At 64.8% G+C, this 22,897-nt stretch carries 21 protein-coding genes and 1 pseudogene; 11 read left to right on the plus strand and 11 right to left on the minus strand.

The window, feature by feature from the left end; genetic code table 11:
* The first annotated feature begins 200 nt into the window (after positions 1-200).
* Both AC5Y5W_RS04045 and AC5Y5W_RS04050 read left to right on the plus strand, forming a co-directional pair.
* The gene (locus AC5Y5W_RS04045; RefSeq protein WP_500010109.1) at positions 201-1,265 is read left to right on the plus strand and encodes a M23 family metallopeptidase; all 1,065 of its coding nucleotides are present in this window, start codon (positions 201-203) and stop codon (positions 1,263-1,265) included.
* Positions 1,266-1,391: 126 nt separating this feature from the next.
* Positions 1,392-1,934: a hypothetical protein gene (locus AC5Y5W_RS04050; RefSeq protein WP_500010108.1), complete on the plus strand. Its 543-nt coding sequence runs from the start codon at positions 1,392-1,394 to the stop codon at positions 1,932-1,934.
* Between the two features lie 8 nt (positions 1,935-1,942).
* Here AC5Y5W_RS04050 and pcrA read toward each other — a convergent pair whose 3' ends face one another.
* Entirely contained in the window at positions 1,943-4,249 is a 2,307-nt protein-coding gene (gene pcrA, locus AC5Y5W_RS04055; protein ID WP_500022116.1) for a DNA helicase PcrA, read from the minus strand.
* A gap of 202 nt (positions 4,250-4,451) precedes the next feature.
* Between pcrA and AC5Y5W_RS04060 the strand changes: the two genes are divergently transcribed.
* From AC5Y5W_RS04060 to pgi, 3 genes are all read left to right on the plus strand, one after another.
* Complete coding sequence (locus AC5Y5W_RS04060) at positions 4,452-4,760, plus strand: chorismate mutase (RefSeq protein WP_500010106.1); 309 nt, start codon at positions 4,452-4,454, stop codon at positions 4,758-4,760.
* Positions 4,761-4,868: 108 nt separating this feature from the next.
* Positions 4,869-5,552: an iron-sulfur cluster repair di-iron protein gene (gene ric / locus AC5Y5W_RS04065; RefSeq protein ID WP_500022117.1), complete on the plus strand. Its 684-nt coding sequence runs from the start codon at positions 4,869-4,871 to the stop codon at positions 5,550-5,552.
* 39 nt (positions 5,553-5,591) lie between these two features.
* Positions 5,592-7,250 carry a glucose-6-phosphate isomerase gene (gene pgi, locus AC5Y5W_RS04070; protein WP_500022118.1) on the plus strand — a complete coding sequence of 553 codons (1,659 nt, stop codon included), beginning with the start codon at positions 5,592-5,594 and terminating at the stop codon, positions 7,248-7,250.
* A gap of 7 nt (positions 7,251-7,257) precedes the next feature.
* Here pgi and AC5Y5W_RS04075 read toward each other — a convergent pair whose 3' ends face one another.
* Entirely contained in the window at positions 7,258-7,833 is a 576-nt protein-coding gene (locus AC5Y5W_RS04075) for a TetR/AcrR family transcriptional regulator (RefSeq protein ID WP_500010169.1), read from the minus strand.
* A 92-nt stretch (positions 7,834-7,925) separates the two neighbouring features.
* On the opposite strand from AC5Y5W_RS04075, the gene AC5Y5W_RS04080 reads away from it, so the two are divergent.
* The gene (locus tag AC5Y5W_RS04080) at positions 7,926-9,254 is read left to right on the plus strand and encodes an oxygenase MpaB family protein (RefSeq protein WP_500022151.1); all 1,329 of its coding nucleotides are present in this window, start codon (positions 7,926-7,928) and stop codon (positions 9,252-9,254) included.
* A 17-nt stretch (positions 9,255-9,271) separates the two neighbouring features.
* Here AC5Y5W_RS04080 and AC5Y5W_RS04085 read toward each other — a convergent pair whose 3' ends face one another.
* The 5 genes and pseudogenes from AC5Y5W_RS04085 to cobF form a co-directional block, all read right to left on the minus strand.
* Entirely contained in the window at positions 9,272-10,021 is a 750-nt protein-coding gene (locus tag AC5Y5W_RS04085) for an SDR family oxidoreductase (RefSeq protein WP_500022119.1), read from the minus strand.
* 91 nt (positions 10,022-10,112) lie between these two features.
* Positions 10,113-10,586, minus strand: a complete 474-nt coding sequence (locus tag AC5Y5W_RS04090) for a zinc finger domain-containing protein (RefSeq protein WP_500022152.1) — start codon at positions 10,584-10,586, stop codon at positions 10,113-10,115.
* Between the two features lie 153 nt (positions 10,587-10,739).
* Positions 10,740-10,976, minus strand: a pseudogene (locus tag AC5Y5W_RS04095) (DNA-formamidopyrimidine glycosylase family protein); the annotation flags it as partial.
* Between the two features lie 16 nt (positions 10,977-10,992).
* Positions 10,993-11,394 carry a phage holin family protein gene (locus AC5Y5W_RS04100; RefSeq protein WP_500022120.1) on the minus strand — a complete coding sequence of 134 codons (402 nt, stop codon included), beginning with the start codon at positions 11,392-11,394 and terminating at the stop codon, positions 10,993-10,995.
* Between the two features lie 10 nt (positions 11,395-11,404).
* Complete coding sequence (gene cobF / locus AC5Y5W_RS04105; protein ID WP_500022121.1) at positions 11,405-12,151, minus strand: precorrin-6A synthase (deacetylating); 747 nt, start codon at positions 12,149-12,151, stop codon at positions 11,405-11,407.
* Between the two features lie 171 nt (positions 12,152-12,322).
* Between cobF and AC5Y5W_RS04110 the strand changes: the two genes are divergently transcribed.
* The 4 genes from AC5Y5W_RS04110 (at position 12,323) to AC5Y5W_RS04125 (ending at position 16,339) form a co-directional block, all read left to right on the plus strand.
* Positions 12,323-13,219, plus strand: a complete 897-nt coding sequence (locus AC5Y5W_RS04110) for an AurF N-oxygenase family protein (protein WP_500022122.1) — start codon at positions 12,323-12,325, stop codon at positions 13,217-13,219.
* Positions 13,216-14,385, plus strand: coding sequence for a DUF4873 domain-containing protein (locus AC5Y5W_RS04115; RefSeq protein ID WP_500022123.1), 1,170 nt, complete (start codon positions 13,216-13,218; stop codon positions 14,383-14,385). Before AC5Y5W_RS04110 ends, AC5Y5W_RS04115 begins: the two co-directional genes overlap by 4 nt.
* Before the next feature lie 207 nt (positions 14,386-14,592).
* Positions 14,593-15,351, plus strand: a complete 759-nt coding sequence (locus AC5Y5W_RS04120; RefSeq protein WP_500022124.1) for an STAS domain-containing protein — start codon at positions 14,593-14,595, stop codon at positions 15,349-15,351.
* 121 nt (positions 15,352-15,472) lie between these two features.
* Positions 15,473-16,339 carry a TIGR03619 family F420-dependent LLM class oxidoreductase gene (locus tag AC5Y5W_RS04125; protein WP_500022125.1) on the plus strand — a complete coding sequence of 289 codons (867 nt, stop codon included), beginning with the start codon at positions 15,473-15,475 and terminating at the stop codon, positions 16,337-16,339.
* 3 nt (positions 16,340-16,342) lie between these two features.
* On the opposite strand, the gene AC5Y5W_RS04130 is transcribed toward AC5Y5W_RS04125, so the two are convergent.
* The 3 genes from AC5Y5W_RS04130 to AC5Y5W_RS04140 all read right to left on the minus strand — a co-directional run bounded on the left by AC5Y5W_RS04130 (position 16,343) and on the right by AC5Y5W_RS04140 (position 20,013).
* Complete coding sequence (locus AC5Y5W_RS04130; RefSeq protein WP_500022126.1) at positions 16,343-17,143, minus strand: enoyl-CoA hydratase/isomerase family protein; 801 nt, start codon at positions 17,141-17,143, stop codon at positions 16,343-16,345.
* Positions 17,144-17,309: 166 nt separating this feature from the next.
* Positions 17,310-19,247 (minus strand): fumarylacetoacetate hydrolase family protein, encoded by a 1,938-nt coding sequence (locus AC5Y5W_RS04135; RefSeq protein ID WP_500022127.1) that lies wholly within the window; start codon positions 19,245-19,247, stop codon positions 17,310-17,312.
* A gap of 13 nt (positions 19,248-19,260) precedes the next feature.
* Positions 19,261-20,013 carry an ANTAR domain-containing protein gene (locus tag AC5Y5W_RS04140; protein ID WP_500022128.1) on the minus strand — a complete coding sequence of 251 codons (753 nt, stop codon included), beginning with the start codon at positions 20,011-20,013 and terminating at the stop codon, positions 19,261-19,263.
* Positions 20,014-20,140: 127 nt separating this feature from the next.
* Between AC5Y5W_RS04140 and AC5Y5W_RS04145 the strand changes: the two genes are divergently transcribed.
* Entirely contained in the window at positions 20,141-20,524 is a 384-nt protein-coding gene (locus tag AC5Y5W_RS04145; RefSeq protein ID WP_500022129.1) for an anti-sigma factor antagonist, read from the plus strand.
* On the opposite strand, the gene AC5Y5W_RS04150 is transcribed toward AC5Y5W_RS04145, so the two are convergent.
* Complete coding sequence (locus AC5Y5W_RS04150) at positions 20,525-22,774, minus strand: ATP-dependent DNA ligase (protein ID WP_500022130.1); 2,250 nt, start codon at positions 22,772-22,774, stop codon at positions 20,525-20,527.
* Positions 22,775-22,897 lie beyond the last annotated feature (123 nt).

Raw genomic sequence — 22,897 nt, forward strand, 5'->3', positions numbered from 1 at the left:
CTTGCGGGAACTGTATCGACACGGCCGGAAGGTTCCATCGTCGGCATCCGCCGATGTGGTAGATCTCACCGCGCGGGTTGCGTGATTCAAGTCACATTCCCGGGCGGATCTTTGGCGCGGGATTGCCAGCTCCGCCGGTCTGCGGTTAACGTCTCAGGGTCCAGATAACGTTATGGTTACGACCCGAGGGACATTCCAGGTTGACCCAGCACCTTTCCGCCCGGTCTCCTGCCTTAGGAGATTCCCGCGGATCAAGCGACCGCTGGTCAGATTTCGACCGCAACGAAGTCACCGACATCATCCCGTTCAACGAGTTCGGGGAACTCGACAACCTCGATGACCTGGACTTCTGCGACAACAGCGTCTTCGACACCGAAGCAGCGGTGCTGCGGGCACCCGAGTTGGACGACCTCGACGACACCGACGATCTGACCCCGCTACAACTGGCCCGCCCCAGCAGGCACCGGTCGACGCCGGACGAGGCCCGCACCGACCGCCACCGGTTCGACCTGCGCAGTCATCCCAATGGTGTCGACGGCACCGACCCGCCCTGGCGTCGCGGGCAGCACCGCAAGCAGCCGAGCAGTGCGGTGCGCGGCCGGGTGTTGATCACCGCGATGGCGGCCGGGGCCGCTGCTGCGGCCGCGCACTCTGCGACGCATCCGTCCGACACTGCCAACGCCGAAACCGTCCTGGCCGCCGACGCCTCAGCGATCAACGGCGGGCCGATCACCACCTCTCCGCGGGGCATGCAGATGGTCACCGTGCAACCGGCTGCCAGCGCCGCGGTGCACAACGCGGAATTGGCCAAGGGCGTCGCGTTTGCGGCCGAACGCGCACAGCGCGAGGCCCGACTGCAGCAGCCGCTGTACGTCATGCCGACCAAGGGCCTATTCACCTCCAATTTCGGCTACCGGTGGGGAGTGCTGCACGCCGGTATCGACATCGCGAACTCGATCGGGACCCCGATCGTGGCGGTGTCCGACGGGGTCGTCATCGACGCCGGCCCGACTGCCGGCTACGGACAGTGGGTCAAACTGCGCCACGCCGACGGGACGGTGACGCTCTACGGTCACGTCAACACCACCACCGTCAGTGTCGGTGAGCGGGTGATGGCCGGCGATCAGATTGCCACGATGGGCAACCGCGGCAATTCCACCGGACCGCACCTGCATTTCGAGGTGTTGCTCAACGGCTCGGACCGGGTGGATCCGGTGCCGTGGCTGGCCAAGCGGGGCCTCAGCCTCGGCAGCTTCGCCGGTTGATCGGCGCCCCAGCCGACCCGGCGATAGTGCGCCTACCATCGATCTGATGGTCCTGTTCGCGACGGCGACGCTGCGGACGCCGCCACGGCCACACCGCCACCCGAGGACACCACAGGAAGGCCTGAGGTGACAACATCCCACGACGAAGCGCCCCGGACTCGCATCATCCGCCGAGCGCCCACCACGCCGCTCCCGGCGGTAGCAGACGATGCCCGCACCACCCACATCCCGCGCCAGCCCCCGACCCCCAGCGGCTACCCCGCCCAGCGCCCCGGCGCCGGCACCCAGACTGCGGAGGTACCGGCCAGCCGGGTAGCCATCGCAGCCGCCGCTGTCAGCATCGTCAGCGGCTGGGCCACGTCGGTGGTGGCCACCGAATTGATCGCGGGCTGGTGGCAATCCGATCGGTTGTTTTGCGTCGCGGTCGCGTTTCTCGCCTTGGTGTTCGCGCTGGCCACCGTGTCGGGCGTGATCATGCTGTTGCGGCGGCGGACGCTGGGCCGCTACCTCATCGTGGCCGGCGCCGTGGTCGCGGTGCTGACTTATCTCGGCATCTTCATCGCCGGCGCGCACGTCGCGTGGATTGTGCACACGCTGTGGGTGCTGCCGGTCGCCAGCGCGGTGCTGGCAATGCACCCGGAAACCAAACGCTGGCTGCCTCAGCGTTAGCCCGCGGGCTAAAGCTTGGTGACCGGGGCGTGGTTGTGCATCAGCTTGACTCGCCCCGAGCTGCCGAAGTCGATCAGCGACATCGCCGATTCCCCGACCCCGGAAACTTCCTCCACCCGGCCCAATCCGTACTTGTCGTGCGATACCCGGTCACCGGGCTGCAACACCAGCAGCGGGCGTTTGCTCGACGACGTGCGGGCCGGTGACGGCCTCGCCGACCCAAACCGGCCGGCGCCGCTCACCGGTGCGCTGAACGTCGGCGCGGGGTCGGTGCGCCGCCAGTCGATGAGGTCCTCCGGGATCTCGCGCAAGAACCGCGACTCGGGGTTGAGCATCGGCTGTCCCCACGACGAGCGGACCTTTGCCCGGCTCAGATAAAGCCGCTGCCGTGCCCGGGTGATACCGACATAAGCCAGCCGCCGCTCCTCGCAGAGCTCGGTCGGATCGCCCAATGCCCGCATATGCGGGAACATGCCGTCCTCCCACCCGGTCACGAACACGACCGGAAACTCCAGCCCTTTGGCGGTATGCAGCGTCATCAACGTCACCACACCGGCAGTATGTTCGGGGATCTCGTCGGCATCGGCGACCAGCGAAACCCGTTCCAGAAACTGTGCCAGCACACCGGTGTCGGGGACGTCTTCGTCGTCGGGAGCATCCTCGAGTGCGGCCGCGTTGGCCAAATCGGTGGCGAATTCGTGTGCGACGCTGACGAGTTCGTTGAGGTTGTCCAGTCGGGCAAGATCTTGCGGGTCGCTGGAGGATTCCAGCTCCGTGCGGTAGCCGGTGCGGTCCAGCACCGCCTCGACCAGCTCGCCCAGGTCGCCGTCAAGGTGGCCCCGCAGCTCATCGAGCATGTCGACAAAACCCTTGATCGCATTGACCGCACGGGAATTCAGCATCGGGACTTTGCCGTCCGCGGCGGCCTGCAGCGCGTCGGCGAAAGTCGCCCCGGTGTTCTCGGCGTAGACAGCCACACAGGCCTCGGCCCGGTCACCGATCCCCCGCCGCGGTGTGTTGAGAATGCGGCGCAGGCTCACCGCGTCGCCCGGGTTGTCCAGCACCCGCAGGTAGGCGACGATGTCGCGGATCTCCCTGCGCTCGTAAAACCGCACTCCGCCAACGACTTTGTACGGGATACCGGCCCGGATGAACACCTCTTCCAGCGACCGCGAGGAGTTGTTGGTCCGGTAGAAAACCGCCACGTCGTTGTAGGTGATCTCACCGTTCTGCGCCAGTGCGTCGATCTCCTCGGCGACAAAGCGCGCCTCGTCGTGCTCGTTGTCGGCGACATAGCCGACGATCAGCTCGCCCTCGCCGGCATCGGTCCACAGCCGCTTCTCCCGGCGCCCGGAGTTTCGGGCGATCACCGAGTTCGCCGCCGACAGGATGTTCTGCGTCGACCGGTAATTCTGTTCCAGCAGAATCGTTGTGGCGTTCGGGTAGTCGCGTTCGAAATCTTCGATATTGCGGATCGTGGCACCGCGGAAGGCGTAGATCGACTGGTCGGCATCGCCGACCACGCAGAGCTCAGCGGGCGGCACGTCGTCCTCGGTGCCGTGCCCGGCGAGTTCACGCACCAGCACGTATTGCGCGTGGTTGGTGTCCTGGTATTCGTCGACCAGGATGTGCCGGAACCGCCGGCGGTAATGCTGAGCGATCTGCGGGAAGGCTTGCAGCACTGCGACGGTCTCGCCGATCAGGTCGTCAAAGTCCAGCGCGTTGGCCGCCCGCAGCCGGTGCTGGTATTCGGAGTAGACGGCGGCCACGGTGCGGGCCAGGTCATCGGATTCCTCGGACAGATTCGACAGCGCCCGTTGCGGGTCGACTAGCTCGTTTTTCAGGTTGGAGATGGCGTTGGCCAGCAGCCGCGGCGAATACCGCTTGATGTCCAGCCCCATGTCCTTGCCGATCATCTGCAGCAGCCGCCGCGAATCGTCGGCGTCGTAGATCGAGAAGTTGGAATTCAGGCCGGGGACCAGCGCGGCCTGGTTGCGCAGGATCCGCACACAGGTCGAATGGAACGTCGACACCCACATAGAGAACCCGGCGCGTGCTCCTGTCAGCTGGATCACCCGCTCGCGCATCTCGGCGGCGGCCTTGTTGGTGAAGGTGATGGCCAGAACCTGACCAGGGCCGACGCCGCGGGCAGCCATCAGGTAGGCGATCCGTCGCGTCAAGACGGCGGTCTTGCCCGATCCCGCGCCCGCGACGATCAGCAGCGGCGAACCTTCGTGCAGCACGGCCTGGCGCTGCTGCGGGTTGAGCCCGTCGAGGAGTTGGTCTGCTTCGGCGTCGGCAACGTGCGCGGTCATATGCGTCCAAACTTACCGCCGTTCGGTGACACCTTTTGCGCTGGCACGACCGTTAGTGGCACACTTCAATTCGTGCTCTACACGCAGCATCGATTTTTCTACGGGTACCGGACAGCGGTGCCCGTGGTCTAGCTGCTTCCCAGAGCCCCGCGGTCCGCATCTGCGATCCGGGGCTCGTCTGTTGTGTGAGGCCCGGACACGGATGAGATCAGAAGCCACCAACAGCGAGAATGCGGAGTCACAACCCATGACTACAGACACCGAACAGCTTTCCGATATCGATGAGCTGCGGCATGAGATCGACCGCCTCGATGCCGAGATCCTGGCCGCGGTCAAGCGTCGCACCGAGGTCTCTCAGGCGATCGGCAAAGTCCGGATGGCCTCCGGCGGGACGCGCTTGGTGCACAGTCGCGAGATGAAAGTCATCGACCGGTACAGCGAGCTCGGTCCCGACGGCAAGGACCTGGCCATGCTGCTGCTGCGGATGGGCCGCGGACGGCTCGGCCACTAGAGGCTTTAGTCATCTCCTGGCTGTGGGTCATGTCACCGATCGGACCCCTAAGAATTAATGCCGGCAAATCCTAAGCTTTTTGGTGCGACCCGAGCGAAGGAAGTTCCGATGGCCAGCTACACCTCCGACACCATCCTTGGCGACATCGTGACCGCGGATCCCTCCCGCACTCGGATTCTGGAACGCTTCGGTATCGATTACTGCTGTAATGGCCAACGGCCGCTGGGTGACGCGTGTACCGCAGCACAGATCGATACAGGCGAGCTCCTCGCCGCGTTGAACGCCGAAGAGCCCGGACCGCGGGCCGGTTGGGCAGATCTCGATGATCCGGCATTGATCGAGCACATACTCGCCAGCCACCATCGGTTCCTCTGGGAAGAATTTCCGCGGATGTCGGCACTGGTGGACAAGGTGGCAACGGTCCATGGCCCAAACCACGCCGAGTTGGCCCGGGTGCGAGAAGCATTCGACGAGCTACGCCATAAGGTCGAGCCGCACCTGCGCACCGAGGAGACGGCATTGTTCCCGGAAATCCTTGCGCGCAACGGCGCCGGCGGTCCCATCTCGCAGGAGCTGCACGCCGCGTTGGACGAGAACATGAAGCAACATGACCGCGCCGGTGAACTGCTCGCCGAGTTGCGGCAACTTACCGGCGGTTACACCGTTCCGCCTGACGCCTGTCCCACCTACACGGCCATGCTGGCCGGCCTGGAAGAAATCGAATCCGACTTACACATGCACGTTCACAAGGAGAACAACGTGCTGTTTGCCCGCGTGCTCGCCAACAATTGACCGAGTCACGCCTTGACCGGCCCGACTAGGGTCGAAAATATGATTGCCGCTATCCCTGACATCACCGTCACCCCGGCCTGGAAAGCGCTGCGCGGACATCACGACCAGATCAAAGACCGCCACCTGCGCGAGCTCTTCGCCGACGACCCAGACCGTGGCCGCGAATTGACGGTCACCGTCGGTGACCTCTATATCGACTACAGCAAGCACCGCGTCACCCGCGAGACGCTCACGCTGCTGGCCGACCTGGCCCGAGCGGCCGGACTCGAGCAGCGCCGCGACGAGATGTTCGCCGGCAAGCACATCAACACATCGGAAAACCGGGCGGTGCTGCACACCGCGCTGCGGCTGCCGCGTGACGCCACACTGACCGTCGACGGGCAGAACGTCGTCGAGGACGTGCACGCCGTGCTCGACGCGATGGGTGATTTCACCGACCGGCTGCGCAGCGGCGAGTGGACCGGTGCGACCGGTAAGCGGATCAGCACGGTGGTCAACATCGGTATCGGCGGCTCGGACCTCGGGCCGGTGATGGTGTACCAGGCGCTGCGCCACTACGCCGACGCGGGCATCTCGGCGCGGTTCGTCTCCAACGTCGATCCGGCCGACCTCGTCGCGACGTTGGCTGATTTAGAACCGGCCACAACACTTTTCATCGTCGCCTCCAAGACGTTTTCCACCCTGGAGACACTGACTAACGCGACCGCGGCGCGGCGCTGGCTGACCGATGCGCTGGGCGACGACGCGGTGGCACAGCATTTCGTCGCGGTGTCCACCAATAAGGAACGCGTGTCGGACTTCGGCATCGACACCGAGAACATGTTCGGCTTCTGGGACTGGGTCGGCGGACGGTATTCGGTCGATTCGGCGATCGGGCTGTCGGTGATGGCCGCAATCGGCCGAGAAGCCTTTGCCGACTTCCTGTCCGGATTCCACATCGTCGACGAGCATTTCAAGACCGCTCCACTGGAATCCAACGCGCCGGCGCTGCTCGGCTTGATCGAGCTGTGGTACTCCAACTTCTTCGATGCGCAGTCGCGGGCAGTGTTGCCGTATTCCAATGACCTGGCGCGCTTCGCGGCCTATCTGCAGCAGCTGACCATGGAGTCCAACGGCAAGTCGACCCGCGCCGACGGTACGCCCGTCGTCACCGACACCGGCGAAATCTATTGGGGCGAGCCGGGAACCAACGGGCAACACGCCTTCTACCAGTTGTTACACCAGGGCACCCGGTTGGTGCCCGCGGATTTCATCGGGTTTTCCCAACCGCTCGACGATTTGCCGACCGCCGACGGCGACGGCAGCATGCACGACTTGTTGATGAGCAACTTCTTCGCCCAAACGCAGGTGCTGGCGTTCGGCAAGACCGCCGACGAGATCGCCGCCGAGGGAACATCGCCGGAGGTGGTGCCGCACAAGGTCATGCCCGGCAACCGGCCGACCACGTCGATTCTCGCGAGCCGGCTCACCCCGTCGGTGCTCGGGCAGTTGATCGCGCTCTACGAGCACCAGGTGTTCACCGAGGGCGTGGTGTGGGGCATCGACTCGTTCGACCAGTGGGGTGTGGAGTTGGGCAAGACTCAGGCCAAGGAGCTGTTGCCGGTGCTTGCCGACGACGCCTCGCCGGATAAACAGTCGGACAGCTCGACCGACGCGCTGGTGCGTCGCTATCGCTCCGAAAGAGGCCGTACGGCCTGATATTTCGTCACCGCGACGGGACCACCAGCTCGGAACCGAATCGCCGCACAAAGGTGCGAAGCCGTTCCACCGTCGCGGTGTGCGGATCGCTGAGGTGCAGCTGCAACAGCTCGCGACCGGAAGCATGCAGGATCCGGGCGGTGTATTCGGGATCATGCAGATTGGGGTTGATGCGCAGCAATTCCTTGACAAAGAACTCACGTACGACGGCCTCGGATTGAGCCAGCCGGGCATATAACTCCGGCGGCGCGCCCTGCGGTGGGAACAAAAACAGCCGCCACGTCGCCGGGTGGGCATCCACGGCGGCCAGCACACCATCGAACGCGAGCACCAGCGACTGATCTTCGCCGGCAACATCCAATCCGGAGATCGCTTCGGCGAACTGCGCGCCGGCGCGTGCTGCCTCACGGTCGATCAACTCGACGAACAGCCCCGCCAGGTCGCCGAACTTCTGATAGATCAACGACCGATTGATGCCGGCCTGCTCCGCGATGCGGTTCGGCGTTGCCGCGTGAAACCCTTCGGCGTCGACGATCGCGTGGGCGACGTCGAGGATCTGCGCGCGCCGCCCCTCGGCGGTCATGCGCCGCTTCGGGCTGGCCACAGTCACACTTGACAGCATAACTAACAACTTGTGAGTATTACTCACTAAGTGTTAGTTAGCCGGAGGCAGTGATGGTCACGTATTACCCCGAACTCGCTCAGCGAGTCCGAAGCCAGCGCGATTTGCAGCCCGACCTCTATGGAGACTTCGACTTCGAGCAGCCGCCGGATCGCCTGGCGACCGAGCCGGACGTCGACTCGGCCCTGCCCACCTGGGTCGCCGACCGTGCGCCGATCCTGGAAGACGACCGCGTTCTGGAACTGATCAGCACGGCCACCCTGCTCGGCGACGTCGTCGCCGATCCCTACGCGGCGCTGATGGCCACGCACAGCGTCACGCAGCTGATCGACATGCTCAAAAGGGCGTGCCGCGAGGGCATCGACGCGGTGCCCGAGGCGCCGCCCGAGCTCGCATCGTTCATCGCCGCGATGGAGGCCACCCCGGAGTGGATCGACTTCGACCGGGTACGCGAAGGCGCCCGGCAGGAGCGCATCCCCGCGGCGCTGCTGGCCCCCTTCATCACGCGCGGGGCCTTCATCGCGACCTTCACCAACACCTACGCCGCGCTGCCGATGGCCCTGACCGGTGCGCTCTCGGGCAAGCGGGCCGCCCGGCGAGTCAACGAGACGGCCAGTTTCTTCGCCGTCACCACCCTGCCCGGCGCGCTGGACCGTTATGGCCCGGGCTTCGAAGCCGCCGCGATGGTCCGGTTGATGCACTCGATGGTCCGCTACAACGCGCTGAAGAAATCTGGAAAAGCGGGCCTCAAATGGGATAAAGCCGTCTACGGCATGCCGATACCGCAGGTCGACCAGATGCCCGCCGGAATGATCGGCCAATACCTGTTGGCCCGCAAGGCGCGTCAGCAGGGTCGGACGAAATTCACCAAAGAAGAACGCGCCGCCGTCGAATTCGCCAGGTATCGCTGCTTTCTGCTCGGCCTGCCGCCCGAACTCCTGCCCTCCGAACCCGCCGACATCATGCACGTCATGCACGCGCGCTCGGCGCTGCTGCGCGACGGATTCGACGACCTCTGCCGCGAACTGGTCAGCGGCACGATGGCGGCCTATCTGCGCCCCGACACCACGCTGTTCGACCGGTGCGCCGAGGCGGTCGAGAAGAGCTTTTCCAAGCTCACGTTCGTCCGCACGTTCTGCGGTGGTGACCGCGACATCGCCGAAGCCATGGGCGTATCGATGGGGCCGACCGACCTCATGCGCGTCGCCCTCACCGCGCCCTTCATCATCGGGCGTTTCACCGCCGTGAGTCAGGCCAGCCGCATCCCCGTGCTTCGAGAAATCACCGACGCATATGTCATCGGCCTGCTCAAGCTTCGGCTGGCGACCTACGGCAAGCCCGAATTCACCACCGACGCAGGGCATTACACGCCAGTCCCGTAGTGGAGTCTGCTCGCCAGCTAAGCGAAACGCTTCGTCAGCTGCGGCGGCAGCACTCGCATCAATCGAACCAGCGGTGCCCACGGCCAGGCCGGGACGACGGCGCGGCCAGACTCGCGTTCGATCGCGGCGACCATCGCCTTCACCCCGGTCTCGTTGTCCACCATCAGCATGGTGCTCGCCGACTTAGCCGTCATCTCCGACTCGATGTAGCCGGGCTCCAGCACGGTGACCCTGATCGGGCCCTTGGCGTACTCGGCGCGCAGTGATTCGCCCAGCGACGTCACACCGGCCTTGCTGGCCGCATAGGCCGCCTTGACGCCCGGCACCCCCTTGTTGCCCAGCACCGACGAGATCAGCACCAGGTGCCCCGAGCCGGTTTGCTTGAACATCTCCAGCGCGGTTTCGATCTGCACGAGCGCCGCCACCAGGTTGGTCTCGATGGTCGCCTTGTTGGCCCACAGCTTGCCCGAGCCCAGCGGCGCGCCCTTGCCGATGCCGGCGTTGACGATGATGCGGTCGATGCCGCCGAGCTCGTCGGACAGCTCGCCGAATACTTTGGGGACCTGCTCGTGGTCGTTGACGTCCAGCGCGGCGACAGCTACCGCGATGCCCGGATGTTGTTGGGTCAGTTCGGCTTTGAGCTCGTCCAACCGGTCGGTGCGACGGGCGCACAGCGCCAGGTCGCGGCCCTTGGCGGCAAAAGCGCGGGCCATCCCGGCGCCCAGGCCCGAGCTTGCGCCGGTGATGAGGATCTTCTGTCGAGGCATTGCAACACCCTAATGGGTGCCCCTCGAACGTCGAGTTGTTGGGCCAAATCACTGGTGGGCCACACAACAAGTCGACGCTCGCGCAGCGCAATTATTTCAAGAGCCGCGACATCCGCCGGTCGGCCAACACCTTGCCGCCGGTCTGGCAGGTCGGGCAGTACTGAAACGACTTGTCGGCGAACGACACTTCGCGCACGGTGTCCCCGCACACCGGGCACGGCATCCCGGTGCGCGCATGCACCCGCAGCCCGGAACGCTTCTCGCCCTTCAACGTCGCGGCCTGTTGGCCGACCGAGCGGGACACCGCGTCGGTGAGCACCGACACCATCGCCTCGTGCAGTGCAGCCAGTTGACCGTCCGAGAGTTTGCCGCCGGTCGCGAACGGCGAGATCTTGGCGACGTGCAGGATCTCGTCGCTGTAGGCGTTACCGATGCCGGCGATCACCTTCTGATCGGTGATGACGGTCTTGATCCGGCCGGTGTTGCCCGCCAGCAACTCGGCCAGCTCCTCGACGCCGACCTGCAGTGCGTCCGGCCCGAGCACGCTGATCCCCGGCACTGCCATCGGGTCCTCGACGAGCCACACCGCCAACCGTTTCTGAGTGCCGGCCTCGGTGAGGTCGAACCCGGGCGCTTCGCCGGGCACACCGAGATGAACCCGCAGCGCGATCGGGCCCTTGCCCGGCCGCAGCGGCGCGCCGGCCAACTTGTCGGACCACCGCAACCAGCCCGCCCGGGACAGGTGCGCGATCAGGAACAGGTCGCCGACCTGCAGGCCCAGATACTTGCCCCAGCGGTGCGCCCCGGTGACGGGTTGGCCGGGCAGCGCGCCCACCGGCGGGTCGAAGGTCTTGAGCACCGAAAACGCCACAACATCGACCCGGCCGATCGTCAAGCCGACGGCGTGTTGGCGCAGGTAGTCCGCGAGCGCTTCGACCTCGGGAAGTTCGGGCATGCGTCCAGTGTGCCGGTCACACCCGAGTGATGCGCCGGGCGTCGCGCACCACGAGGGACAGCAGCCAGCTCACGATCGACAACACGATCGCAGCCCAGATGGCGGTCCACCAGAAGTGGTCGATTTGCAAGCCCCAGTGCGTGGTGTGCTCGGTGATTCCGGCGGTGATCCACAGCATCAACGCATTGATCGCGATGTGGATCAACCCAAGCGTCAGAATGTACAGCGGAATCGACAGGATCTGCACGATCGGTTTGATGATCGCGTTGACCAGGCCGAAGATCACCGCGACGATGAAGACGATCCCGATCCTCTGCATCGGTGTTCCGCCACCGACAAACCTGATCCCGTCAACAACAAGTGTGACTACCCACAACGCGAAGCCGGTCACCGCAGCACGAAACAGAAATGGACCCATGGCGGGGAACCTACTCCGCCGTGCGCAATAAATAGGTATCCATAATCCAGCCGTGGCGGGCCCGGGCCTCGGCGCGCAGCGACGCGATCCGCTCGCCGTCCTCGCCGATCGTGCCCGATACCAACAGCTCATCTTCCGTGCCCAGATAGGCGCCCCACCAGATCCGGGTGGCTGGCGGACAGCCGAGAAATGAGCAATCGCCGTCGAGCATGACGACCGCCGACCCGGACAGCCCATGAGCGCGAAGCTGTCGGCCGGTGGTGATCAGCACGGGTTCGCCGACGTCGTTGAGCGGAATGCGGTGTCGTGCCGTCAGCGCCTGCACGGCGGTGATGCCCGGGATGACGTCGTAGGTGATGTCGACCTCGGCAGCGACCATGTCCAGGATGCGCAGCGTGCTGTCGTAGAGCGACGGGTCACCCCAGGCCAGAAACGCACCCACGTCGCCGGGACCGAGTTCGGCGGCGATCGCGGCCGACCAGAGCCGCGCGCGAGCCGCGTGCCAGTCCGACACCGCGCCTCGATAATCACCGTCCGCAGAACGTGTGGGGTCGGGTAACTCGACGAATCGATATCCCGGCTCGCGGATGAACCATTCGCAGATCTCTCGACGCAACCCCACCAGATCGCTTTTGGCAGAACCCTTGTCCATTGCGAAGAACACCTGAGTGTCGTTGAGTGCCTCGATCGCCTGCATCGTCAGATAACCGGGATCTCCCGCGCCGATCCCGATGACGTGGATGTGCCGTCCGCTCATTGCCGAGACAGCCTAGTCGCAAATGAATAGCCGGGACCGCAAGTATCCGGTACCGTAGGTATTGACATCTTGGCCCGGCTTTTCCTACCTTTGGAGCAGCTGATGAAGGGACGTCGACGATGACTCGCGCCGGCGACGATGCAGAGCGCACCGATGAGGAGGAGCGGCGCCATGACTAGTGCCGTCAAGGGCCCCGGTCGCGAGGAATTCTCCGAGCGGTTGCTCAAAGGCTCGGTCAAGAGGTCTTATGCGCCGGTCGTCGACATCGACTGGGACGCCCCGCTTGACCCGGACAAGTTCTTTCTTCCGCCGAAAATCGTGTCGCTCTACGGCACGCCGATGTGGGAGGAGATGACGCGCGCCCAGCGCATCGAGCTGTCTCGCCAGGAACTGGTCAACACGCTGTCGGCGGGCATCTGGTTCGAAAACATGCTCAACCAGGCCCTGCTGCGCAAGCTCATTCACGCGGATCCGACCACCCGGTCGTCGCACTACGCGCTCACCGAACTCGGTGACGAAACCCGCCACATGGTGATGTTCGGCATGGCCATCGAGCGGGTGGGCGCCAAGCCGGTGCGCCCTCGGCCCTACCAGCGGATGGTGATCAACATCCTGCCGCTGTTCTTCCGCGGACCGGTGCTGTGGGTGGCAGCGCTGATCGGCGAAGAGATTTTCGACTCACTGCAGCGGCAGATGATGGACGACCCCGAGTTGCAGCCGATGATCCAGCGGCTGATGCGGATTCACGTCACCGAAGAAGCCCGCCACATCCAGTTCGCGCGCGACGGCCTGCGCAAGCGGGTGCCGCACATGGGACGGCTCAACCGGTGGCTGGTTGCCAACGTCAACGGCCTGGGCGGCTGGTTCTTCCGTTACCTGTTCACCAACCCGGTGCCCTACGCGCGGGCAGGGCTGGATGCGCGACGGGCGCAGATCACCGCGCGAAACAGCCCGCACCGTCACGAGATTCAGATCGCCGGCTTCGCCCCGCTGGCGGCGTTTCTGACCGAAGTGGGCCTGATGGGCCGGATCGCCCGGCGTGGATGGACGCGCAGCAAGTTCCTGTGATCAGTAATGCGCAAGCGGTCGTCGTCGTCGGCGACGCAACGGCCGCCGCGGAACTGCGCAAGGCCGGTATCACTGATTTCACGCTCGTAGACGATGAAGTCGTCAGTTCGGTATTCGACGACGACACCGCCAGCTGGGCGCTGACGACCAGTGGCGGCGAAACATACCGTGGCCGGGTTGTCGTCGCGTGCACGTCGCCGCTTATCCCGTGGATCCCGGACCTGCCCGGGTGCAACGACTTTCGCGGACCGGCATTCGCGGCCGCTGCAGGAGATAGCCAATTCGAACCGGCCGGAAAAACGGTGGCGATAATCGGCGCCGACTCCGCCGCCGGACAGTGGATCGACCGGCTGACCACATCAGCGGCGTCGGTCGAGGTCTTCCCCCATCCACCGCGGCGGATCATCCGCACGACCCGCGGGCGATGGCGGCGTCGCCGCACAACGGTCGAGCCGGTGCGTTCGCCCATCGACGTCATCACTCCGTCAGGCATCCGGACCCGCGACGGTGCTCACCATGGCGTGGACGCGATCATCTACGGCACCGGTTTCACGATTCCTGCACACCTCCCGCAAGACACGCTGGTCGGCGCCGACGGACTGGGCATCCAACAGGCATGGCGGGACGGCATGGAGCCCTACCTCGGCGCAGCTATCCACGGCTTTCCCAACTATTTTCTGGCCACCTCGCCGGACACCGAGCGCTACGTCGCTGAATGCCTGCAGTTGATGAGCCGCAGTGGCAGTACCCGCATCGAGGTGCGCCGCAGCAGTGCGCAGACGTTCAACGAACAGGCTCACCTGCGCTGCGCCCGCCGTCGTCTCAGGGCCTCGGCATTCGAGCTGTCGGCCGGCAGTGAACTTCACGACGAGACCTATGCCGGCCCGGCGACGCTGACCGTTGCCGGCGCCGGCCGCGAGGTACGCGTCCACCTGTCCGGCCACGTCGACCCGATTGACGGCCGATACCATTGGCAGGGAACAATTTTCGACGAATTGCCACCGGGTCTTCTCAAACAGGCACGAGCGGCGACCCTGGCGGTGGGCGGTCGTCGTGCGCCGGCGCGGATCACTGAAGAAACATCGCAGGGTACGTACTCGATCATCGGCCTGGGCACGCCGCCATTCGCACTGACGGACATCGAACTCGCTGGGCCGCAGCACTAGGATTCGCGCTCGTCCGATCGCCCGCAGACGCGGAGTCTGGTCAGGTGTCTCGGTAACAGGGTTGCATTCGTGTGTCTATGGGTAACCCGGGGACGATGAGAAGCGCTATGGCAGCCGAAAACACCGCAATCGCCGACGAAGCAGAACACGCAACGTCCATGCTCGGCAGCCGGCTGCCGGACTCCTACACCAAACTCCGGCAGACCGGTGGCTAGGCACGCCAGTGAGCTGGCGTTTTCCACGGAGACCGCCGGGACGGCTTGCGTGCTCACCGTCGACGGCGTCCTCGACAGCGCTACCTACCTCGAATTGAGGGGCGCCATCATTAAGGCGGCTCTCGACCAACCGCGGGGGGTCCTCGTCGATGTCGATGCGCTCGACGTTCCGGCATCCAGTGCCTGGTCGGTGTTCACCAGCGCGCGCTGGCATGTGAACACTTGGCCCGATGTTCCGATCGTGCTGGTGTGCGCGCACAGCGCCCGGCGAAGCACCATCTCCCAGACCGGTGTGACGCGCTATGTGCAAGTACACGCAACTGTCGACGCAGCGTTGAACGCGCTGCCCGTCATGGTGCGGCGGACGCGGCAACAGGCTCGGGTGGAGCTGCCCGCGTCACTCGCCAGCCTGCGTCGGGCGCGCGGGCTGGTCGGCGAGTATTTGGCGGCCTGGTCGCAGACCGAACTGATTCCGGTGGCAACCGTAGTCGTGAATGTGCTCATTGAGAACGTGCTGCAACACACCGCCAGCGCACCCGTGCTGGCGCTGGAAACCAACGGGACGGCGGTCATGCTGTCCGTGCAGGACCGCAACTGCGCTCCGGCGGTCCGTCGGGAAGATCCGTATCGTGGCGGCGGGCAAGTGTCAGGCTTGGCAATCATCGCTGCGGTGTCCCGAGCCTGGGGCACCACACCGACTGCCTCGGGAAAGACGGTGTGGGCGGTCGTGGGTCCGGAGAACCAGCTTTAGACCAACTTTGCGACATCCACGACACGATTCGAAGGTCCGCTGGCCAGCACCGACCCATTGCCTGTTGTAACAGGTTCTAGTATTCGGTTGGCGTCTTGCCATTCCCAGGACTGGAGGCGATGTGCGGTTCAACTATGCCGAGGCGATGACCGATCCGACGTTTTACCTCCCGCTGGCACAGGCGGCCGAGGCAGCAGGGTACGCCGGCATGACTATTCCCGACAGCATCGCCTATCCGTACGAATCCGACTCGACGTACCCGTATACGCCCGACGGCAACCGCGAGTTCCTGGACGGCAAGGCGTTCATCGAGACGTTCGTCCTGACCGCCGCTCTGGGTGCGGTGACGACCACGCTGAGGTTCAACTTCTTCGTGCTCAAGCTGCCCATCCGGCCGCCGGCTCTGGTGGCCAAACAGGCCGGCTCGCTGGCGGCGCTGATCGGCAACCGGGTAGGCCTGGGTGTCGGCACCAGCCCGTGGCCCGAGGATTACGAGTTGCTCGGCGTCCCGTTCGCCAAGCGCGGCAAACGGATTGACGAATGCATCGAGATCGTGCGCGGTCTCACCACCGGCGACTACTTCGAGTTCCACGGCGAGTTCTACGACATCCCCAAGACCAAAATGACCCCGGCGCCCACCAAGCCGATCCCGATCCTGGTCGGCGGGCACGCCGACGCGGCGCTACGGCGGGCGGCACGCGCAGACGGCTGGATGCACGGCGGCGGTGACGCCGCCGACCTCGACGAGTTGATCCTGCGGCTCAAGCGGTTTCGCGCCGAAGAAGGCAACGAGGACCCGTTTGAGATCCATGTGATTTCGGCCGACGCCTTCACTGTCGACGGTATCAAGCGGTTGGAAGACAAAGGCGTGACCGACGTCATCGTCGGCTTCCGCGTCCCCTACATCAAGGGACCCGACACCGAGCCGCTCGATACCAAGATCGGTAACCTGGAGAAGTTCGCCGAGAAAGTGATAGCGAAAGTCTGACCGTTACAGCGGATCCCATTGCGCGGTCCGTTTTTCACGATGCGCCTTGGCCGCCTCGACCGGGTTGTTGGTGAAGCCACTGATGATCTGGGTGCGGTTCTCGATCTCCTTAGCGTGCCGCAGGCTGGGCGCATCCAGCGCCGCGTTGAGCCCGATCTTGGTCTGCCATACCCCGTACGCATTATTGGCGGCAATCGAGCGGGCCATCCCCAGCGCTGCATCGATCAGCTCGTCCGGTGCCACCACCTCGTGGACCAGGGTGACCCGATGGGCCTCGGCCGCGTCGATGATCCGACCGGTCAACATCAGTTCCCGGGCCACGCCCGCTCCGACGACCTTGGGCAGCAGGTAACTGGTGCCCATGTCCATCGAGGAGAATCCAGCTTTGATGAATACCGACCCGAACCGGGCCGCCTCGGACGCGATTCGGATGTCGCAATGCAGGGCATAGGCCAGTCCGCCGCCGACGGCCACCCCGTTGACCGCGGCGATCACCGGGATGGGTAACTCGTAAAGCCGGGTCAGTTGATCGGCCAGCCGGACCTGGCCGTCGTAGCTGGTCTTGAACTCGGCCGCGGCGGGTGTTGTCCAGGGCGCACCGGTGCCGCTGAGGTCGGCGCCGGCGCAAAAGCCGCGTCCGGCGCCGGTCAGGATCGCCACCCGGTACTCGCCTGCGCTGAGTTGGTCCAGCGCGTCGTCGACGCCGTCGAGCAGTGACCCGTCGATCGCGTTGAGGCGTTCCGGCCGGTTCAGTGTGATACAGGCGATGTTGTCCTCGAGGCGTTCCATTTCCACAGCAGCCATACCGGAACCGTAGGCGACTGACGCCCTACGGTGGCGTCAAGGGTGTGAGCGACCTATGAAGGGCGGCCAATGACTGAGAACATCCTCTCGGATGCTGTGATCGCGGCGATGGGCATCGCTGCTGACCGCGACGCGATTCTGGCGGCTGCCATTGTTGCCGTGACTGTCAGCTGTGCTTGGCGAACCACTCGGCCTGCATGGCAAGTAGTGCCATCGGCTCCAATTGCGGTGTGCCCGGGTCGAGTTCGCGATAGCGTTGGTAGACGTTGACGACGAGGCGTTCGGCGTCCAGCCAAGTCGCATACTCACCGAGGTCGATGGCGTCAGCGGCCTCGGCGAACGATAAACCGTTGCGCCAAGCCGCCTCGGCCTGCTCGTTGACGTGAACAAGATATCCGCGAACTGCACGGATACCGTCCACGTCGGTGACCGGGCCGTGGCCCGGGACCACAGTCACCGGGTCTAGCGCGATCATCGCGTCGCAGGCCGCCACCCAATTGGTGATCGGACCGGCCCACACGATCGGCGTGCAGCCGATGAACAGCAGATCACCTGCGAACAGGACACCGGCGTCGGGCACGTGCACAACCGAGTCGGCTGCGGTGTGGGCGGGTCCCAGGTTCAGCAACCGCACTTCGCGTCCGCCGATCTCGACGGTGAGTTCGTTGTCGAAGGTCTGGTCGGCGTTTCGCAGCCGGATGCCGCTGAAGTCGAAGGGCCCGAAGCGGTCTCGCAGATATCGCGTTGCGATTGGGCCCAGGTCGGCGGTTTGGGTCATCGCCAGCATTTCGGGGGCCATCCCGTGTGCGATCTCCTCGGCGGTGCCCTTGGCGGCGATGATCCGCACCGAGGGGTCCAGCAGTTGGTTGCCGTGGGTGTGGTCACCGTTGGAATGGGTGATCAGCGCGTCGGTGATCGGCGCCTCATCGGTGACCGGCTTAATCGCGGACAGCATCTCGCGGGTCAGCGCCAGGTCGAAGAGCGTGTCGACGAGCAGCGACGCACCGCTGCCCGCGACCAATCCGGCGTTGCTCCAGCCGTATCCGCCGTCCGGCAGCGTCCATGCCCACACCCGCGGCGCGACCTCGTGCAGTCCGCGGGTATACGGGATTTTCGCCGGCGCCCGGTTGACGCGGGTGCTGGAAGCGGCCTGCGGGTTGGGCCGTGGCGGCAGACGGTGCGGTGCGGGTGTGTGGCGAACAGTTTGGCGGGTTTCGCCGAGCCCGTGGACTTTCAGCGTGACGACATCGCCGTCGTGCAGCCAGCCGGGGAACGATTCTGGGTTCGCCGGGTCGAGGTGCTCGACAAGAGTACACGTCGGAACGGTGCCGGAGCCGAAAACGTCACCGGGAGTCAGGGTTACGCCCCGCGAGGCGTAGGAGATCACTTCACCGAAGCTCCAGTCCATCGAGCCTGTGGAGCCCGACCCGATCACCGTGTCGTTGATCATTGCGGTGACATCGAGGCTGAGTTTGCCGTCGCGGCGGTAGGGCTGCAGTTCGTCGGGTGTGACCAGGTAGGGGCCTAGCGTCACGCCGCTGTCCTTGCCCTTGGCCTGCCCGATGCCCAGTTGGCCTTCCAACTGCTGCAGGTCGCGCGCTGACCAGTCGTTGAAGATCGTGTAGCCGATGATCGCCTGCTCCGCCTCCTCGACCGACAAATCTTTGCCAGCACTGCCGATTACTGCCGCGATTTCCAATTCGAAGTCTTGCCAGGCACTTCCGGGCGCCGTCGGAGCGTCTTCATACGGTCCGAGAATGGTCGACGGACAGGCGAAGTAGAACGCCGGGATGCGGTACCAGGTGTCGTTGAGCACCCGGCCGCCACCCATCGCCGCCTGGCAGTTGCGCATGTGGTCCAAAAAGCACAGCGAATCCCGGATCGACGGCGGGCGCGGGATCGGCGCGAGCAGTGTCACTTCGTTCAGCCGCACCACGGTGTGCGGCGACCGCAACACCGCCTGGCCCGCCTCGTGCAACCCGGCGGCGCCCCGCCCGATCAGCTCGAGCAACGTCACACCCGGCGGCGTCACATGGATCGCATCACCGGAGAGCACCCCGGTGCGCTCGTCGTCGTCGCCGTCTCGGTATGTCACCCACCGCATGTCGATTCGCCCGCTATTGCGCCGTGGCGCGGGAGTTGAGCCAATCCGGCAGGAAGGAGTCAAGCTTCCCGTGCTTCTGCGCGTCGACCATATTGAGCGCTACTTCCCGCAGTTTGATATTCCGGTCCTGAGATATTCGACGCAACTGCCCGAATGCCGTGTTGGCGTCGCAGGAGAATCGCCGCATCAATATGCCCTGCGCCTGGCCGATGGCTTCGCGGGTCGCCAGCGCACTGTGCAGGTGATCGATCAGCTGGCGGGCGTCGTTGTACAACGATGCATTGTCAAACGCGGTGCCGGCGTGCAGCGTGAACAGCAACACCAAGTCCAGTGCCTGATCGGTGAACTGGTGCGCGTGGCGCGAAAACAAGGTGAACCCGACCAGCGGCTGGCGTCGCACGGGCATCGGCAGCGCCAGGCAGCTGTGGAACCCGGCTTCGCGCATCCGGTCGGAAAAGCCCGGCCAACGCTGCTCGGTGTCCGCGTCGTCGACCCGGCGCGGCTCGCGGTAGCGCACCGCATCGAGGATCGGTCCAGGCCACGGCGTTCCTTCGGACAGCGAGTGGCACAGCGAGGTGACCTCGGCACCGGCAACCGTCTCCAGCTTTTCCTCGACGCCTACGGTGATCGTCACGTGGTCACACCCCGGGATGGTGCGCGCCGCACGCCCGACCAGCCGCTCGAGCACCATGGGCACATTCTCGTCCTCGCTTAGCCGGCCGACCTCAGCCAGCTCGTGTGCCAGCGAATACACCTGATCGTCCACGCTGCACCTCCTGCTGACACGCTGCTCTTAGACAGACCACCGCGTTCGTGCTAAAAATGCAAGATCAGCGTGCCTTCGACAGTGCAGGGCAGCGCCAAATCACACCAGAGCATTCTGGAGATATCGCATGTGCACTGTCATCGAAGAACTATCGGATACTGCCGCCCGGTTGCAGGTTGACCTCGCACACCACGGTTCTGCCGTGATCATCCATGCCAGCGGTGAAGTAGACGCCCACACGTTGCCGATCTGGCGGCAGGCGACGCTTGGGGCGGCCGCCCATATTCGCTCACCGGGGCCGCTGATCGTCGACATCAGCGGGTTGGGTTTCATCTCCTGGGGCGGACTGCGGACTCTGGCGGACGAGGCAGTCGAGTGTCGGCAGCGCGGGACCCGTCTGGTTGTGGTGAGCCAGGCAGCGATCGTGCACCGCATGATCGCGGCGGCCAAACTGCAGGACGTTCTTCCGGTCCGCTCGAGCGTCGAGGCTGCTCTGCGCACCACCGGGTAGTCATTCCCGCACCACCTCGCCCGGTGACTTGTCGGGCCGCAGACCGCGCCAGCTGGGTTGGCGCAGCCGGCCGTCCGAGGTCCATTCGCTGTAGCGGACCTCCCCGACCAGCGTTGGCTCGACGAACGTCACTCCCTTGGCGTCGCGAGTGGGAAGCCGTGCGCTGAACGGAGATTCGTCGGTGCGCAGCGGCGCCAACGTCTTCTTCAGATTGGTCAGGGCGTGTTCGGTGAAACCGGTGCCCACCTTCCCGGCGAAGTGCAGCTCACCGTCGGCGGGTATGCCCATCAGCAAGGAACCGATGCCGCTAGATCGTCCGCCCTCGCCGGCGCGCCAACCGCCGATGACAACTTCCTGGGTATTCCAGTGCTTGTCTTTGATCCACGACGACGAGCGACGGCCCGGCTGGTAGGTGGAATCGCGCTTCTTGGCGACGACGCCTTCCCAGCGATGTTTGCGCGAGTATTCCAGCGCTTCATTACCATCGCCGGGCAGTAAGTCCGGAACGATGAGATTGGTGCCGGTGGCCAGCGTTTCCAGCAGGCGGCGGCGATCGCGGTATTTGGCGCGCAGCAGCGACCGACCGTCCAGGTACAACAAGTCGAATGCCCAATATTGCATGCGGGTGGCCCGGACCCGGTTCTGCATCTCGGAGAAACTCGGCACGCCGTCTTCGTCAAGCGCGACAACTTCCCCGTCCAGGACCATCCGATGGTCTGTGAAATCGTCTGCCAGTGAACGTAATTGAGGATATTCCTTGGTGACTTCGCGTCCACGGCGTGATCGCAGCCGAACGGTGCCGTGGTCAGCGTCGACAATTAACCGGTAGCCGTCCCACTTGCCTTCGAACGCCCACTGCGACGCCTTCAGATTGGCCACCGAGCCCTCGGTGGCGAGCATCGGGCTCAGCCCCTCGAGTTCAAAGACCTTCTGGTCTTTCATCCGGTGCGCCAGCCACTGATCGCCCTTGGTCTGAATCAGTGCATAGCGACCGGAGATTCGGCTGCCGTGCAGCGTGACGATGACTTCGTCATCATTGAACTTCTCGGTCTCGTAGGTGCCGGCGTCCCAGATGATCACCTTGCCGCCGCCGTACTCCCCTTTGGGAATCGTGCCCTCGAATGTGGCGTATTCCAGCGGATGGTCCTCGGTGTGCACTGCCAGATGATTGACCGACGGGGTATCAGGCAAATTCTTGGGTACCGCCCAGGACACCAGCACACCGTCGCGCTCCAACCGAAAGTCGTAATGCAGCCGTCGGGCGTGGTGCTCCTGGATGACAAAGGTATTGCCCTGTCCGACAGCTGGCTTCTCGCTGGGTACCGGCTCCGGTGTTTTCGACGCGTCGCGCATACTGCGGTATTTGGTCAGTCGGTCCGGGGTTATGTCGGCGTCCAGCGCCGCCAGCAGATCACCGTCGCGCTCGACCCGTGCCAGCACCTCGTCGTAGCTCAACTGGCGAAGCCGCTTGTCGTCGAGTTCCGCCCAGCTGCGCGGCGCAGCGACCGTCGGATGATCGCGGCCGCGCAGTGAATACGGCGCGATCGTGGTCTTGGACCCGTTGTTCTGGCTCCAGTCCAGGAACACCTTGCCGGCCCGCACGCTTTTGGTCATCGTCGAGGTGACCAACTTTGGCATCACCTTTTCCAGTTGCTGGGCAACACGTTTGGCCAGCACCACGGCACCGCGGCTGGTTACCGGCTTGTCCAATGGGGCGTAGAGATGAATTCCTTTGCTGCCGCTGGTGAGCGGGAACGTCGTGAGCCCGATATCGGCGATCACGTCGCGCACCGCGCGGGCCACCTCGGCGAGTTGTGCCATGGTCACGCCTTCACCGGGGTCGAGGTCGAACACCAATCGCGTTGCAGGCCCGGGCTTGAGCTCTTCCCCGCTGCGCGTCCACTCCGCGGCGAAGCGCCACTGCGGCACGTGGACTTCCAGCGCAGCCTGTTGTGCGATCCAGGCCAATCCGGTCGAGCTGTCGATGATCGGATAGGTCGTCGTTCCCGACTTGTGCACCACACTTCCGCGAGGCAGCCATTCGGGCGCCGACGACGCCAGCTGCTTTTCAAAGAATGATGGCTCGTCGACACCATTGGGCCAGCGCTTGCGGGTGGCCGCGCGACCGGCGATGTGCGGCACCATCACCTCGGCGATGCCGGTGTAATAGTCGAACACTTCGGCTTTAGTGGTGCCGGTGGCGGGATAAAGCACCTTGTCGGGATTGGTCAGCTTCACCCGCGGCGCCATAGCAGCAAACCTACGCTGTGTGGCCTATTTCACCATGCCAGTTAATCGGCTGCTGAAGGCAGCAATGTCGGGTACGACGATGCCTTGCTCGCTTAACCATTTCCGTCCCGACGGGTACGTTCG

Source organism: Mycobacterium sp. NGS51 (assembly GCF_059812525.1).

Excerpts from the sequence above, each read along its gene's own strand:
- pcrA (WP_500022116.1), bottom strand. The coding sequence starts at position 4,249 with ATGACCGCGCACGTTGCCGACGCCGAAGCAGACCAACTCCTCGACGGG.
- AC5Y5W_RS04060 (WP_500010106.1), top strand. The coding sequence starts at position 4,452 with ATGAGATCAGAAGCCACCAACAGCGAGAATGCGGAGTCACAACCCATG.
- ric (WP_500022117.1), top strand. The coding sequence starts at position 4,869 with ATGGCCAGCTACACCTCCGACACCATCCTTGGCGACATCGTGACCGCG.
- pgi (WP_500022118.1), top strand. The coding sequence starts at position 5,592 with ATGATTGCCGCTATCCCTGACATCACCGTCACCCCGGCCTGGAAAGCG.
- AC5Y5W_RS04075 (WP_500010169.1), bottom strand. The coding sequence starts at position 7,833 with ATGACCGCCGAGGGGCGGCGCGCGCAGATCCTCGACGTCGCCCACGCG.
- AC5Y5W_RS04080 (WP_500022151.1), top strand. The coding sequence starts at position 7,926 with ATGGTCACGTATTACCCCGAACTCGCTCAGCGAGTCCGAAGCCAGCGC.
- AC5Y5W_RS04085 (WP_500022119.1), bottom strand. The coding sequence starts at position 10,021 with ATGCCTCGACAGAAGATCCTCATCACCGGCGCAAGCTCGGGCCTGGGC.
- AC5Y5W_RS04090 (WP_500022152.1), bottom strand. The coding sequence starts at position 10,586 with ATGGCAGTGCCGGGGATCAGCGTGCTCGGGCCGGACGCACTGCAGGTC.
- AC5Y5W_RS04100 (WP_500022120.1), bottom strand. The coding sequence starts at position 11,394 with ATGGGTCCATTTCTGTTTCGTGCTGCGGTGACCGGCTTCGCGTTGTGG.
- cobF (WP_500022121.1), bottom strand. The coding sequence starts at position 12,151 with ATGAGCGGACGGCACATCCACGTCATCGGGATCGGCGCGGGAGATCCC.
- AC5Y5W_RS04110 (WP_500022122.1), top strand. The coding sequence starts at position 12,323 with ATGACTAGTGCCGTCAAGGGCCCCGGTCGCGAGGAATTCTCCGAGCGG.
- AC5Y5W_RS04130 (WP_500022126.1), bottom strand. The coding sequence starts at position 17,143 with ATGGCTGCTGTGGAAATGGAACGCCTCGAGGACAACATCGCCTGTATC.
- AC5Y5W_RS04135 (WP_500022127.1), bottom strand. The coding sequence starts at position 19,247 with ATGCGGTGGGTGACATACCGAGACGGCGACGACGACGAGCGCACCGGG.
- AC5Y5W_RS04145 (WP_500022129.1), top strand. The coding sequence starts at position 20,141 with ATGTGCACTGTCATCGAAGAACTATCGGATACTGCCGCCCGGTTGCAG.
- AC5Y5W_RS04150 (WP_500022130.1), bottom strand. The coding sequence starts at position 22,774 with ATGGCGCCGCGGGTGAAGCTGACCAATCCCGACAAGGTGCTTTATCCC.